Source organism: Citrobacter sp. CK202, assembly GCF_030333225.1.
GTDB lineage: Bacteria > Pseudomonadota > Gammaproteobacteria > Enterobacterales > Enterobacteriaceae > Citrobacter_B > Citrobacter_B koseri.
In genome coordinates, this window is record NZ_JAOWGI010000026.1 from 219,885 (window position 1) to 234,830 (window position 14,946).

Here is a 14,946-nt window from a genome sequence, read left to right on the forward strand (position 1 = left end):
CTTACTTCCTGTCTCAGGCCACATCACGCTGATGTGGCCTGCCTGTTCGTTGTCTCCCGAGGTTATCTATGCAACCGCTTATGGACTCATGGCAGCGTAAATTCACCTATTTACGTCTGTCCGTTACCGATGTGTGCAATTTTCGTTGTACCTACTGTCTGCCGGACGGGTACAAACCCGGCGGCGTGAGCAACAAGTCATTTTTGTCGGTGGATGAAGTTCGCCGCGTCACCCGCGCGTTCTCCGCGCTGGGTACGGAAAAAGTCCGTCTTACCGGCGGGGAACCCTCCTTGCGCCGCGACTTTATCGATATTATCGCGGCGGTGCGCGAAAATGCGGCGATTCGCCAGATTGCGATAACGACCAATGGCTATCGCCTGGCGCGTGACGTCGCACGCTGGCGTGAGGCCGGATTAACCGCCATCAACGTCAGCGTGGACAGTCTGGACGCTCGCCAGTTTTATGCCATCACCGGGCAGGATAAATTTCAGGACGTGATGAACGGTATTGATGCGGCGTTTGCCGCCGGTTTTGAAAAGGTCAAGGTGAATACAGTTCTGATGCGCGATGTGAATCATCATCAACTGGACACGTTTCTGGCCTGGATTAAGCCTCGCCACATTCAGTTGCGCTTTATCGAACTGATGGAAACGGGTGAGGGCAGCGAGCTGTTTCAACGCCATCATATTTCGGGCGTGGTGCTGCGTGATGAACTGCTGCGACGCGGCTGGGTGCGCCAGATTCGCCAGCGCAGTGATGGCCCGGCACAGGTCTTTTGCCACCCGGACTTTGCAGGCGAAATCGGCCTGATCATGCCCTATGAAAAAACGTTCTGCGCCAGTTGCAACCGGCTGCGCGTCTCTTCCATCGGCAAACTGCATTTATGTCTTTTTGGTGATGGCGGGGTCGACTTACGAGACGTGCTGCAAGACGATACGCAGCAGGATGCCCTTAAGATGCGTATTGCCGATGCGCTGACGCATAAAAAACAGACGCACTTTTTACATCAGGGGAACACCGGCATTACGCAAAACCTGTCGTACATTGGTGGATAGCGGGCAATGGACTCAGGTCAGATTGAAGTAGCGATCGGGCTGATGCGGCTCCGGCAGGGGCTGTTGCCCGGTCATCTCTTTCAGATTGCGCTCAATGGTGTTGCAAATCGCGTTGAGCGGTAAATCGTTAGCCGATGTGCCAAAGGGATCTTCAAGTTCTTCCGCCAGGGAATCCCAGGATAAAAAGGTATAGGAAATAAAAACGGACACGAATGGCGTCATGTAATGCAGGTCGCCAACCAGCGCAAAAGGAAGAAGGGTACAAAAAAGATAAACGGTTCGCTGGAGTATTAATGTATAAGCAAACGGCACCGGGGTATTTGCAATTCGTTCACAGCCGCCAATAACGTGGGCGATTTCATCTATTTTATTATCGATGAGGCTAAATGTAATATCGCTCAGCTTGCCTTGTTCACGCAGTGCCGCCATTTCATCGCCGATCAATAATAATATCCGGTTGGTTTTCATCGGGCTGAACATGACCTGGGTAAGAATATGCCGGGGCAGAATTCGGTACATATCATATCCGGCGTCGGTTTTGCGTAATTCATGTTTCAGGCTCCAGCAAAGGGCAATCAGATAACCTGAAATTCTTTTATGTAGCTCAACGTCATTCGGCAACAAATTTTTTAACTGACGGATGATGGAACGCTCGGCAATCAGTAAGGTTCCCCACAGTCCCCGTGCCTCAACGAAACGGCTGTAGCTGGCGCTGTTGCGAAAGCCAAGAAAGATAGCGATTGCGATCCCCAGCAGGCTAAAAGGGGCAACGGTTAAGTGGATGCCCAGTTGCTCATACCATTGATAAATGATAATTGCGATAGCTGACATGACAAGGTTTAAAAATAACCGAAATGTTATTTTTGACAATACCGAGCCATGCCAATCAAATAATCGAAAAAACCAATGTTGCTCTGGTCTGATAATCATGACTGACGATTTCTCTGAAGATGTAATGAGAAGGATTCAACGAAGGGTGAATGCGATAGAAACTATTTTAATCGTTATCTTGCCGTCTGACAATCAATGGCGAATAAAAATAAGGCGGAATAAAAGTAATGGTATTGGCTTTATCATTCGCTGGTGAATTTAATCATTACGTTATGCCTCCTGGCTCAGATTTGAACTGTCACCGTTATGGCACAACCAATGTACATGCAACGTGAAGTATGACGGGTATATTGACCTTGAAGTTAACTTTAAGGTTATGCTGTGACGTAAGCCGGGCAATTTATTTATTAAAGGGGTTAATGCAATGAATGAGCAACATTCCCATCCAGAATTTCCGCGCTGGATGATCTATGGCGCGAACGGTTACACCGGAGAAATGATTGCCCGTGAGGCCGTACGGCGAGGATTCAGGCCAGTTCTGGCGGGGCGCAGGCAAGAAACGGTAGACTCTTTGGCTCGCAATCTCGGGCTTGAGGCTCACGCCTTCGCCCTTGATAACCCGGCTGAACTGCTCAGACAGCTTGAAGGGTGTGCTCTGGTATTAAATTGTGCGGGGCCGTTCTCCGCCACTGCGGCGCCTTTGATGGAGGCCTGCCTGCAAACCCGAACTCATTATCTTGATATTACAGGGGAGATAGACGTGTTCGAGGCGGCACAACTGCTGAATACCCGTGCCCGGGATGCCGGTGTTGTATTGTGCCCCGGCGTCGGGTTTGACGTTATTCCTACGGACTGCGTGGCGGCCGCCCTGAAGGAGGCCCTGCCGGATGCGATCCGCCTTAACCTGGGATTCGATTCACGCTCTGTTTTTTCTCCGGGTACGGCGAAAACGGCGATCGAGGGGCTGGCGCAGGGCGGAAAAATTCGGCGAGGAGGGAAGATCATTACCGTGCCGCTTGCTTATGAAGTTCGCCGTATTGACTTCGGCGATGGCGAGAAGGACGCGATGACAATCCCCTGGGGGGACGTGTCCACGGCGTATTACACGACAGGTATTCCAGACATTCAGGTCTTTGTGCCGGGTTCGACGCGCATGATTTCCCAGGCCCGGAGAGCAAACTACATCAGACCATTGCTGCGACTGGCATGGGTGCAGAAGCTCCTCAAGGCTTATATATCCCGAACGGTGAAAGGTCCCGGAGAAATGAAACGTGAACAGACGCCCTCTTTTGTGTGGGGAGAGGCCATCAACGCCCGTGGCGACAAAAAAACTGCCCGTATCCGTACACCGAATGGTTATACCCTGACCATTATGGGGTCGTTAGCGGTGGTTGAGCACCTGATGATGAACCGGATTGCAGGAGGGGCCTACACGCCGGCAACGTTAATGGGCGCAAATCTGATAACCCGGTTACCAGGGGCTGGCCCGCTGAGGATTGTATAATTGTGCAGGGCGGGACAGGGGATGCTCCCGCCCTTTGCGCTTATTCAAGGGTAAGGATAACTTTACCGATATGAGTTCCGGCATCCAGTAATGTATGTGCCTGACGGACATCCTCAAATTTAACTGTCTGGTGAATGACGGGTTTACACTTTCCGGCTTCGATTAAAGGCCATACTTTTTGTATGAGCTGTTGGGCGATTTCTTCCTTTTCAGCAGCGTCCCGGCTCCTCATCGTTGAACCGGTTACCACCGCTCTTTTAAGAATCAGTTCCTGGATATCGAATTCCTTAACCATCCTGCCCCCCATAAATCCAATCAGTACGAGCCGACCATCCTTTTTAAGAAGGCGAAGGTTCTTGTTAAAATAAGCGGCGCCGACAATATCAAGAATAACATCAACGCCTTTTCCGTCGGTTCTGCTGCGGATTTCTTCTTCAAAATCATGGGTTTTGTAGTTAATGATTTCCCCATATTGTTGCAGGAACGGAATTTTATCGTCACTTCCGACGGTGCTGAACGCTTTAATATTCATGGCATTACACAACGCCAGCGCGGTCGTCCCTATGCCGCTTGCGCCACCGTGGATCAAAACAACATCCTCTTTTCTCACTTTTCCCAACGAAAAAAGATTGGCCCATACCGTAAAGAATGTTTCCGGAAGCGCTGCTGCTTCTGTAAAACTTAAATTTTGTGGGACAGGCAATACCTGACCTGCCGGAACGGCGCAAAATTCTGCATATCCCCCGCCATTGGTGAGCGCACAGACGCGATCGCCAACTGAAAAGTGAGCAACGTTTTTCCCGATTGAGTGTACGATACCCGCGACTTCCAGCCCGGGAACCGGCGTAACACCCTCTGGCATGGGATATTTTCCCTCTCTCTGCATAATATCCGGGCGATTCACGCCGGCCGCTTTAACTGAGATCAGGACATCGTTCTCGCCACATTCCGGCATTTTTCCCTGGCTTACCTTCAGAACTTCAGGGCCGCCAGCTTCTGTTATCTCAATGAGTTTCATCTGATTCTACCTGTTTAATGTCAGGGGTTGATTAGCGATACCACCTGCGTGGTTGTTTATTTGTCTTTCTTTACGGTGAGCGACGCTTTCCATTCACGGTAAAGGGTTTCCAGTCCCTGACGGTACGTTGTTATCTGAAAGTCCGGGAATCGCCGCTTAAATTTTGATGAATCAAACAGGTTATCATGTTGATAGCGGGGCAGGAGCTCCCGGAGTTCCCGTGGGCCTTTGGAAAAGATACCGGCGGCGAACAAGGCGAATTTGCTCAGGACAGACCATGACGTTTCTTTCCCGAACACGTTACAGGCCAGAGAAACGAACTGCGCATAGGTGAGCCGTTCATCGCAACAGGGCAGGTGCCACGTCTGACCGAAGGCATCAGGGGTGTTGCCAAGACACGCTAAAGCCCGACTGGCATCGGGGGTCCATATGAGCGTACGTAATGTGTCGTCACGTAATGGCACGCGTGGTTTTTTCCCTGCTTTAAGTCTGTCTAAAATTAAGGCATTGGTAAAACTCTGGGTTTTTCCCGGCCCATAAAACTCGGGCGCGCGCCCGATAAGCACAGGGATGTCGCCCCGGCGCATCTCCTCCAGCACCCTGTTTGCCATCAGGGCCCGAACCCGTCCTTTGCGCCCTGACGGCAGGAACGGCGTTTCCTCGGTCTGCAATCTGCTGTCCTGTGGGTACATATAAGTATTGTCAAAATAAACAAAACTTGCCCCCACTGTCCGACACGCGTTCAGCGCGTTTTGCAGCATTATCGGAAACTGCTGTTCCCAGAGGTCGGCATCCGGCGGCAGACCCGCCGCAAAATAGACAATGCGGCTTCCTTTAACTGCTTCCAGTGTCTGACGGGCATCCAGTAAATCAGCGGGCATAAGGCTATCGCTGTCATTTACCTTCTGTGGATTACGGCTTACAAGCCTCAGTTCAGCACTGTAAGAATGCGTTAACTCGCGAGCAAGTTCCCGGGCAATCTGTCCGCTTGCCCCCAGAATCGTTTGCATCTCACTTCCTCTTCGACAATTTCAGACGAGTGTCCCGGCCCATTGGCCTTTTTCAAAGTATAAGTTTAAAGTTCACTTGAAGGTCAATGGGGTGTTGCGACGTTGTTTAAATGTCGTCTGGTATTGGGATACACCGCCAGCAACGGAATGGCGCCGAAGCCGAACATCAAGCGATGAAAAATACGAGATTGCGCGTTGTCGAGGCATGGTAGAGTGTGGGGGCTCAAAGAACGATTCGAGGTTTGCGCTATGCAACAAATTGATTTTTACATGGTTGATGCCTTTAGCACGGCTACTTTTGGCGGCAATGCCGCAGCCGTGTGTCCGCTCATCGAGTGGTTGCCCGATGAGACATTATTGAAAATGTCTAAACAGCATAACCAGTCAGAAACGGCTTTTTTTGTCCCAAATGAAAACGGCTTTGAGTTGCGCTGGTTTACCACTCAGGGGGAAATAAATCTGTGTGGGCATGCCACACTTGCTGCCGCGCACGTCATCTTTGAACATCTTGATTACCCGGGCGCGACTATCCATTTTGATACCCGGTTTGTTGGCCCATTGACAGTAGCACGCAGCGGCGAGTGGTTGATGCTTGATTTTCCTGCCTGGGAAACCGAGCCCGTCGTGCCGCCCTCCTTATTGCTGGAAACGTTGGGCATCACAGAATACAAAGAAGTGCGCGTGGCGCGTGATTACATGGTCGTGCTGGATAATCAACGGCAGGTAGAAGCGCTACGCCCGAACATTAATGCCATGCTCCCTCTGGGAAAAATGGTTTGCATAACCGCGCCCGGCGAAGAGAAATACGATTTTGTCAGCCGTTTCTTTTGCCCGGGAGAAGCCGTAGCGGAAGACCCCGTTACAGGTTCAGCACATAGCATGCTAATTCCGTACTGGGCTGAAAAACTGAAAAAAACACAAATGCTGGCGCACCAGGGCGCCGAACGTGGCGGGGATTTACGCTGCCAGCGAGTGGGGGATCGAGTCCACATCGGCGGACAGGCAACAACTTATCTGCTGGGTAAGGTACTGTTGCGCTAGAACGTCCAGAATGCGGTTCGGAATGGGCTTCCGGTAAAAGGTCTGCTGTACGATTATGGCAGACCTGACGGCGCTTTAGACTGACTGCGTTGTGCCAGGAGGGGATATTGCTAATGCAACGGCGTATTAATCAGCGGAGTGCAGGTCAGTGCCATAAGAAATAGATATTAGACAAAGATACTGCCGCTTGCTTGTATGTTACAAATATGTAATCAACTTTTTTTTGGAAAAGTCTTGCTCACTATCAAAACTGACGATCTCTCCCATCCAGCAGTGCAAGCGTTAGTGGCCTATCATATTTCCGGCATGCTGGAGCAGTCCCCACCAGAAAGCAGCCATGCTTTAGATATTCGAAAACTGCGTGACCCAGCTGTGATATTTTGGTCAGCATGGGAAGGGGGACAACTCGCAGGAATTGGCGCGCTGAAAATACTGGATGATGAACATGGTGAGCTGAAATCAATGCGTACCGCGCCAAATTTTTTGCGTCGTGGCGTAGCGAATCAGCTTTTACAGCATATCTTGCAGGTTGCGCATATCAAAGGCCTACGACGTTTAAGTTTAGAAACCGGAACACAGCCAGGGTTTTCCGCTTGCCATCAACTTTATATCAAGCACGGTTTCGTTAACTGCGAGCCGTTTGCTGATTATCAGTCTGATCCAAATAGCCGTTTTATGACATTAGTTTTATGTGAGAAAGATAAATTGTCATGACTAATGCAGAGAGAATGGTGTCATATTAGTTCAAAAAAATTCTGCTCCTTGCTCACTGTAGACGTGACGACCACTCAGCCCAGCCGCTGCGTGCCTGGAGGGGAAGTTGGCATGGTTGCTGGCATGATGATTGGGTATTTGGATTGTTGAGAGAAGAATTTAGTTACTGAAAAATGAAACGGCAAAACATGCCCAATTCTGGAAATGTTGCAGCGAGGTTCTACACATACATTCATTTCAGAATGGCATTTGAGTCAACCGACATATATGTTGTACCAGGGGCATCGTCAATGCCCGCTTCTCGCTCATAGTAGACCTTCGCACTTGTCCGCTGTGTGCCAGGAGGGGACATTACAGATATGGCCGCGCGGTGTCACTTGCGGGGGTTACATGATTTACCTGTAATCAAGTGCAATAGCAAACGGGCAAATATTCTTGAGGCTACGGGGAAGTGCAGCCTCAGTGATATGACTGTGGAAAGCGGTTTATTATTTCTTTGCTGCTCGAATCAGGCCGTCAAGCCATTCCTGATGACCATTAAGCATTGGGTTCGGGCGGGTATTTGCCAGATCTTTTGCCGGGACTCCGTTCTGTGTTTCCTGCGTTAGGATACGGACCCTGTGACCGGAAAGATCCTCCAGTAGCCACGCATGATGGACATCGAGTCGTTGAGCGGTATCTTTTTCACCGGCCCATCCGTGCCATGCCAGACGAGCAGGTTTACCTTCAGCAGGTGGAACAAACTCCACAACCTGAGCTTCAACTGGGAAACCAAACGTGCTGAAGTAGAAGCGAACCCCATTTTCCAATTCTGGACCTTTGTTGTCATAAAAGCGCACATCGGCGGAATTTTTATAGTATTCCGGCCATAGCAATGGCTGACTCAGGAGCGGCCAGACATCATTGACGTTCAGACCTGAGATGATCATTTCATTAGAAACAAAGTTATCGGTAAAACCCGGAACAAAGTCTTCTGGCCAGTTAATCGCGTTCATAAATTTCTCCAATTGCTATAGTTGAGTGCACTGCGTGTGTCATTACGGCAGTAACGTGATGGCAGTGATTATTGGTGCAATGGAGTTATAAGGCGAATTGTCATTACTTATATTCTTAATAAGATAAATTATATCAGGACGCGGGATGTTGGCTTACTTCTGCGCATAAAGCACGAATCCACTGATGACTTGGGTCACGATGGGTTCGCTCATGCCAGGCCATGCTCTTGGTAAAGCCGGGTACTTTCAGGGGCAAAGGGAGAATGATGAGATCGTTGTTAGTCAGGACCATGCGGTGAGGTACAACTGCAATCATATCAGTCACTCGCAATATATCAGGTATCACCTGAAAACTATTAACTGACATGCCTACTCGTCGTGTCAGACTGAGCTTAGCCAGTGCTTCATCTGTAACACCGGTGAAGTTACCTTCTGAAGACACCAGAATATGTTCCTGTTTGCAAAATTGTTCGAGCGTCATTTCTGAACTCGCTGCCAGAGGATGATGACGTCGTGCTACGCAGACATAATCTTCTTCATAGAGCGCTCTTCCATGCAGGTCTTCGGGGATTGTTTGCGGTGTTATCAAAGCCAGATCAACTTCACCCCGAGACAACTGCTGATACATTCGCTCATTGTCCACGGGCCGCACGGCGATTTTAATATACGGTGCACGTTGTTTTAGCTCAGCCATCAACGGAACGACAACAGCCTTAAGTGCATAGTCCGTTGCGACGATGGTATAAGTCAGTTCCACCGTCACGGGATCAAATTTCTTTGGTTTCAGCAGGATAGCGATATCGGTGAGGATTTGTTTTACCGGCGTAGAAAGTTCGTTGGCCCGCATTGTGGGGACCATACCGTGGCTGGTGCGAACAAAGAGTGGATCGTCAAAGTAATCACGCAAGCGAATAAGCATACCACTGACGGCAGGCTGCGTCAGGGAGAGGCGCTGTGCAGCCCGAGTCACGCTTCCCTCATCCAGTAATGCATCAAGGGCCTTAAGAAGGTTAAGGTCGAGGGTTCTGATATCATTTTTCATAATGAACTAGCCTGACAGATATTAAAATTTTAATTCAGGCTAAATGCTCGGGAAAAGGTTGTCTAGAAGGTTTGCGAGTGTTTTCCTTTTGGGGGAACTTCCATTTCTGGATGGTAAGCCTTGTACGGATAAGTCCGCTCTTCGCTCAAAGCGGACCTGACAGACAACTGTACTGTCCGCTGTGTGCCAGGAGCGGAAGTTTAATTGTTCTGACCAGCTCTCAAATCGCGGTCAGATTTTGTCGACCGTTTCAGATGCTTCTCAGCAAACCTTTGTTCAACGACAACAGCGACTTCTTAATTTCGTTATCGCCGATGTGAATGCTAAAATTCCTGAAAGTTTCACTATTGCCAAAGCATCCATTTATGAAGAACGCTGATTTTAAACGCCCGCAACTGACGCTGCCGAACGGCGCAGACAAGCTACTGCTGCACTCGTGCTGTGCGCCCTGTTCGGGGGAAGTCATGGAGGCGATTCAGGCCTCGGGCATTGATTACACAATTTTCTTTTATAACCCTAATATTCATCCGCAAAAGGAGTACCTCATCCGTAAGGAGGAGAATATCCGTTTTGCCGAAAAACACGGCGTGCCTTTTGTTGATGCGGATTACGACACCGACAACTGGTTCGAGCGTGCGAAAGGGATGGAGTGGGAGCCTGAGCGCGGTGTTCGGTGTACCATGTGCTTTGATATGCGCTTTGAACGCACCGCGCTGTATGCCGCGGAACATGGGTTCAGCGTGATCAGCAGCTCACTCGGGATTTCCCGCTGGAAGAATATGCAGCAGATTAACGACTGCGGACAACGCGCTGCTGCCCATTATCCGGGAATGGCATACTGGGATTACAACTGGCGTAAGCAGGGCGGGTCATCGCGCATGATTGAGATCAGCAAACGCGAACAGTTTTACCAGCAGGAGTATTGTGGCTGCGTCTATTCACTGCGTGATACCAATATGCACCGTAAATCGCAGGGCAGGCCGCTCATCAAACTCGGTAAACTTTACTACGGTAAGGAAGGCGAAGAACAGTAATACCAGAAGCCCACATTTGCATGTGGGCTTCTGTAAGCATTGGCACAACCACGGCGTTTATCCCATATATTGCATTCATTCTTGTAACGTAAGGACACTGACACTAAATAAAAGCCAGCACCATCTTCGAAACCATGACTGCTATTCTCTCACAGCGGACTTTTAGCCCAGTTAACGTGTCCGCTGCGTGCCAGGAGCGGACATTAATACCCTTTTTATGTTAATCACCTGGCCTGAACGCGTATTTAGAAGTGAATACGATTGACGATAGAGGATTGCATCTTCATTAATATATTCATATTTTCAGCATGATAAGGGTGAGGGGACAGGTGTGATTTCTTTCCGAATGATGACAAAAGATGAGTATCCTGCTTATCTCGAATATTTTGTTAATGATTATGCATATGAGATTGAATCAAACTACGGGGCATCCCTTCGTGATTCTCTTGCCAGAGCGAAGCAGGAAATTTCGGAAATGCTTCCCGATGGAGTTAATACACATGGGCAAGTATTAATGTGTATTGTTGCTCAGTCGGACAAGACTAACAACCATGTAGGTTATCTCTGGTACAAACCAGACTCGACTAAGCGCACTGTTTTTATCTACGATTTTCATATTTTCAACTCCAGTCAGGGGGTGGGGCTTGGCAAACAATCCCTACGTGCTTTTGAAGAGTATCTGCAAGCGAAGGGTTTTAAAGAGATCAGATTGCGTGTTGCAGGTGATAATGCTCGCGCCCGGCATGTCTATGAAACCAGCGGATTCAGGGTTACGGGTATCAATATGAGTAAACCTATTACGGACTGAGACACTGACACTAAATAAAAGCCAGTAATATCTTCAAAACCATGTCTGCTCCTCACTCACAGCCAACAGCCAGATTTGAAACGGGCAGCTCAAGTCTGAGCTGCCCTGGGCGGGATAAGCGCATCAGGGATGCCGTGACGGCATCCCTGCTTATTTAAAGGATCAGAAGAAATCAATTCGCGTATTGATACCGACGGTGCGACCCATATTGACCTGCGCGACGGCGCTGCTGCCGTTCATGTAGCCATAGGTACGGTAACGACGGTCGAACAGGTTATCGACATAGACGGAAATGTTCATCCGTTCAGTCGCCTGCCAGCCCAGGCTGCTGTCCAGGGTGGCATAGGTGCCTTGCCGCAACTGGTTGTCGCCATCGAAATAATGCGGCCCGACCAGATTAACCGCCAGTCGGGGCATCAGTGCGCCATAGCGCGTATCAATCACGCCGTTCACGCTGCTTCCCGCGCCATAACGTGGTACGAACGGCACCCGGTTGCCGTGATACAACTCACTGTCATTGGTGAATTCGGAACGGATCACGTTGCCATTGATATCCCATGACCAGCCTGGCGCAAACCGCCATTTCGCTTCAAGTTCAACGCCGGTGGCGTCGGCTTTACCCGCATTGCTTAATGTCTGCATCCCGACCGGGCCAGAGTAAAGCTGCATGTCTTTGGTGTGGGTATAAAACGTCGCGGCTTGCAGCGTGACGTCAGCGGTTTCGTAGCGGGTGCCAAGTTCATAGTTGATGGATTTCTCGGCGACGAACGGTTTGGCATCAAGACCCGCAGTAGGCACGATGTTGTACCCGGAAGGTTTATATCCCTGGGCTACACGGGTATACACTCTCCAGTCGTCGGTCAGCATATAGCCTGCGGATAGCTGTCCGAGCACCTGATCGTCATTGCTCTTACCCTGGTCGCCAAACGGGTTGCCGAGCATGCTGCCGTGATATTGTGTACTGGATTTATCATGCGAGAAGCGCACGCCGCCGCCGATATCAAAACGATCGGTTAAATGCCAGGTCAGGTCACTGTATGCGGCCAGCGTTTCAGCGGTGGTATAGCCGGTACTGCTTAAATAAGGCATTGTCGGCATGTCGTAGGCTGAATTTAACTTCTCGCGGGTGTTCTGCCGGTACAGCCCAAACACCATATCAACGGTACGCGCATCGCCCAGGGTTGCGGCGCGCAGCTCCTGCACATCCTGATTCCAGCGCTGAGGCATATTGACGATTAACGAACCGGAAGGGAAGGTGCGCGAATAATGCTGCTGCTGCCAGGCGCTGATCAGGTTGAAAACCCAGTCATCGGTGGTGTATTTCCCACTCAGGGTCTGGCTGTCAGTGCAGCGCCGCATGTACGGGTCTGGTGAACCATCGCTGATCGACAGCTTACGGCCCTTAATATCATTCCATCCCACATAGGCGTCCTGGGTGGCGCGGGTACATTCGCGTGAGGCGGCAAAGCCCATTTCCCAGGGCTGGTCGTCCGGCGCCAGACGCAGTTTCACATTCCCTATGCTGGCGCGGGTGCCGCCTAAATCATCGCTTCCCGTCGCGGGGTTAATCATGTCGCCGTCATCAACCTGGCGTAACAGGGTGACGCTGCCGTACAGCAGGCCATCCTGAATGGGACCGCTCAGGTTGAATTTACTTCGGTAACTGTCGCGGCTGCTGACGCCGCCTTCAATATAGCCGCGCGGCGTGCTGTCCGGCTGCTGGGTGACGATGTTGATGATCCCGCCCTGAGCGCTTTTGCCATATAACGTTCCCTGTGGGCCTCGCAGCAACTCCACGCTTTGCACATCGGTAAGCGCCTGGATGGTGTTGGTGGAAAGCTGAGGGACGCCATCGACATACAGGGTGACGGCGGGGTTATAGAAGTCCTGCGCCGAAGAGACGCCGCGTAGCGAGATCGTCGAAAAAAGCATGTTGCCGCTATTTTCAATATTAAGCCCGGGCAACACTCTGGGGAGTTTGTCGCTGGCGGTGACGCCGGCGTCGCTTAACTCTGGCGCGCTGACAACGGTAGACGAGACATTGTTGGCTGATGCCGAGCGGGAAGATTGTTTACTGGCGGTAACCACCAGCGTGCTTTCGTCTTGCTGTGAAGTCTGGGCATTAGCAATGGCGGGGAGCAATAATCCCCCCAAGGCCAGGGGATAAAGCCGTGTCATTTTCATTGTTGTGAGTCCCTGTAAGACGGCGAAACGCCAAAAATACCGACAATGGTGAATTGAAAATGATAACTATTTCTAATAGTGGTGCTACCCGAAACGGGTTTATTTCAACCTGTTTCGGGTCGGTTTGCGCTTATTGGGCAGAATGGCGATAACGGTCGACGGCGAGAGCCGTCAGGCGTTTTTTGTCTATCTTGCCGACGGCGGTGAGTGGCCAGTGGTCCAGAAACTCGATTTGGTCAGGAATTTTCCACGCGCTGAGCCCCATACGGGTCAGTTGTTGACGCAACTGCTGATAGTCAGTTGGCACCTGCTGCGCGATGATAAACGCGCAGATCCGCTCGCCAAGCAGCGTGTCCGGCGCGGCGACCACCGCGCAATCTTGCACTTCCGCTAAACGCAGCAGTGCCGATTCCACTTCAGCCGCGGCTATTTTTTCTCCGGCGCGGTTGATCTGCTCTTTTATGCGCCCCTCAACGTGCAGGTTCCCCGCCTCATCCAGCCTGACATTGTCGCCTGTGCGGTAAAACCCTTGCGCGGTAAAGGCCTGCGCGTTGTGGGCAGGGGCGCGGTAATAGCCCGAAATGGTATAAGGGCCGCGCGTTAACAATTGCCCGGTTTCGCCCGGCGCGACGTCGTTCTCGTCTTGATCAACGATGCGGATTTCATCCAGAGGGGACAACGGGCGCCCCTGGCTGTGGAGAATGGTGGTATGCGGATCGTCCAGCCGGGTAAAACAGAGCAGACCTTCCGCCATACCGAAGACCTGTTGCAGGGTACAGTCAAAGGTGGCGATAACCTGCTCAGCAAGCGTCGGGTCGAGCCGGGCGCCGCCTGCCTGAATGACGCGCAGCGACGAAAGGTCGCTGTCTTCCCACTCCCTGGCCTGCACCCATAATTGCGCCAGCGCCGGAACCAGGGCGACGTGAGTCACTCCTTCCTGCGCGATTAAAGGCATCACCTCATCACAGCTGGCGCTGTCGGTCAGCACCACTTTTCCGCCGCAGGCAAGCGTTCCCAGAATGCCGGGGCAGGCCAGCGGAAAGTTATGCGCCACCGGGAGGACGGCGAGATATACGCTCTGTTGGCTGATGCCGCACAGTTCAGCAGAAGCGCTGAAGTTATAGCTATAGTCGGCATGTCGGCGCGGGATGAGTTTGGGCGTGCCGGTTGTGCCGCCTGAGAGCAACAACAACGCGGTGGCGGAAACATCAGGCTGCGGCCATGCCTGTCGCTCACCGTGAAGGGAGAAGAGCGGCGTAAAATCGTCGCTCACGGTCTCTCCAGCGACCAGAACATGACGCAAGCAGGCGTGTTTGTGCGCCATCTGTCGGGCCAGCTCTGCGTGGTTTTCCCCGTGAATAACGTAAGCGACGGGTTGCGCCAGCTCAATCAGCGCGTCGATATCCAGCGCCCGTTGGGAGGGCATCGCCAGCACGGGGATAACGCCCAGTCTTAACAAGGCGAACAGCAGGGTAACAAACGCGTTGTCGTTGGGAAGCTGCACAATTACATGCTCCCCCGAACGCAAACCCAGTGATGACAGACCTGCGGCAAGTTCGTCGACCCGTGCATCAAGCGCGCTGTAGGTTAACGATCCCTTTGCATCAACGACGGCAATTCGCGAGGCATAACGGGCCGCCCAGTGGCGCAACTGTTCGGCAATGGGTAAGGGATACTGTTCAATCAGAGATTCAAAGGAAGAATTCATGC

At 51.4% G+C, this 14,946-nt stretch carries 13 protein-coding genes; 6 read left to right on the forward strand and 7 right to left on the reverse strand.

Annotation, left to right across the window (positions count from 1 at the left end; translation table 11 throughout):
* The first annotated feature begins 68 nt into the window (after positions 1–68).
* Positions 69–1,055, forward strand: coding sequence for a GTP 3',8-cyclase MoaA (moaA, locus tag OGX84_RS13955; protein ID WP_112002026.1), 987 nt, complete (start codon positions 69–71; stop codon positions 1,053–1,055).
* A gap of 12 nt (positions 1,056–1,067) precedes the next feature.
* Here the strand turns inward: moaA and OGX84_RS13960 are convergent, their stop codons facing one another.
* Complete coding sequence (locus OGX84_RS13960; RefSeq protein WP_112002027.1) at positions 1,068–1,985, reverse strand: bestrophin family protein; 918 nt, start codon at positions 1,983–1,985, stop codon at positions 1,068–1,070.
* A gap of 325 nt (positions 1,986–2,310) precedes the next feature.
* Here OGX84_RS13960 and OGX84_RS13965 point away from each other — a divergent pair, with 325 nt between their 5' ends.
* Positions 2,311–3,390, forward strand: coding sequence for a saccharopine dehydrogenase family protein (locus OGX84_RS13965; RefSeq protein ID WP_104868579.1), 1,080 nt, complete (start codon positions 2,311–2,313; stop codon positions 3,388–3,390).
* 40 nt (positions 3,391–3,430) lie between these two features.
* Here OGX84_RS13965 and OGX84_RS13970 read toward each other — a convergent pair whose 3' ends face one another.
* Together OGX84_RS13970 and OGX84_RS13975 are read right to left on the reverse strand one after the other, a co-directional pair.
* Complete coding sequence (locus OGX84_RS13970) at positions 3,431–4,408, reverse strand: NAD(P)H-quinone oxidoreductase (RefSeq protein ID WP_104868580.1); 978 nt, start codon at positions 4,406–4,408, stop codon at positions 3,431–3,433.
* Between the two features lie 56 nt (positions 4,409–4,464).
* Positions 4,465–5,418 (reverse strand): NAD-dependent epimerase/dehydratase family protein, encoded by a 954-nt coding sequence (locus OGX84_RS13975; protein ID WP_112002028.1) that lies wholly within the window; start codon positions 5,416–5,418, stop codon positions 4,465–4,467.
* 249 nt (positions 5,419–5,667) lie between these two features.
* On the opposite strand from OGX84_RS13975, the gene OGX84_RS13980 reads away from it, so the two are divergent.
* Both OGX84_RS13980 and OGX84_RS13985 read left to right on the forward strand, forming a co-directional pair.
* Positions 5,668–6,459, forward strand: coding sequence for a PhzF family phenazine biosynthesis protein (locus tag OGX84_RS13980; RefSeq protein WP_286458090.1), 792 nt, complete (start codon positions 5,668–5,670; stop codon positions 6,457–6,459).
* A gap of 234 nt (positions 6,460–6,693) precedes the next feature.
* Positions 6,694–7,173, forward strand: a complete 480-nt coding sequence (locus OGX84_RS13985; RefSeq protein ID WP_112002107.1) for a GNAT family N-acetyltransferase — start codon at positions 6,694–6,696, stop codon at positions 7,171–7,173.
* A gap of 488 nt (positions 7,174–7,661) precedes the next feature.
* Here the strand turns inward: OGX84_RS13985 and OGX84_RS13990 are convergent, their stop codons facing one another.
* The gene (locus OGX84_RS13990; RefSeq protein WP_047463353.1) at positions 7,662–8,168 is read right to left on the reverse strand and encodes an SRPBCC family protein; all 507 of its coding nucleotides are present in this window, start codon (positions 8,166–8,168) and stop codon (positions 7,662–7,664) included.
* Between the two features lie 133 nt (positions 8,169–8,301).
* On the reverse strand, positions 8,302–9,210 hold the full coding sequence (locus tag OGX84_RS13995) for a LysR family transcriptional regulator (RefSeq protein ID WP_112002030.1): 909 nt from the start codon (positions 9,208–9,210) through the stop codon (positions 8,302–8,304).
* Between the two features lie 365 nt (positions 9,211–9,575).
* Here OGX84_RS13995 and OGX84_RS14000 point away from each other — a divergent pair, with 365 nt between their 5' ends.
* Positions 9,576–10,244 carry an epoxyqueuosine reductase QueH gene (locus OGX84_RS14000; RefSeq protein WP_024130285.1) on the forward strand — a complete coding sequence of 223 codons (669 nt, stop codon included), beginning with the start codon at positions 9,576–9,578 and terminating at the stop codon, positions 10,242–10,244.
* A gap of 331 nt (positions 10,245–10,575) precedes the next feature.
* A complete protein-coding gene (locus tag OGX84_RS14005; RefSeq protein WP_112002031.1) occupies positions 10,576–11,052 on the forward strand; it encodes a GNAT family N-acetyltransferase in 477 nt (158 codons plus the stop codon).
* Between the two features lie 162 nt (positions 11,053–11,214).
* On the opposite strand, the gene fyuA is transcribed toward OGX84_RS14005, so the two are convergent.
* Positions 11,215–13,236 (reverse strand): siderophore yersiniabactin receptor FyuA, encoded by a 2,022-nt coding sequence (gene fyuA / locus OGX84_RS14010; protein WP_000784549.1) that lies wholly within the window; start codon positions 13,234–13,236, stop codon positions 11,215–11,217.
* A 130-nt stretch (positions 13,237–13,366) separates the two neighbouring features.
* On the reverse strand, positions 13,367–14,944 hold the full coding sequence (gene ybtE / locus OGX84_RS14015) for a yersiniabactin biosynthesis salycil-AMP ligase YbtE (protein ID WP_060816066.1): 1,578 nt from the start codon (positions 14,942–14,944) through the stop codon (positions 13,367–13,369).
* Positions 14,945–14,946 lie beyond the last annotated feature (2 nt).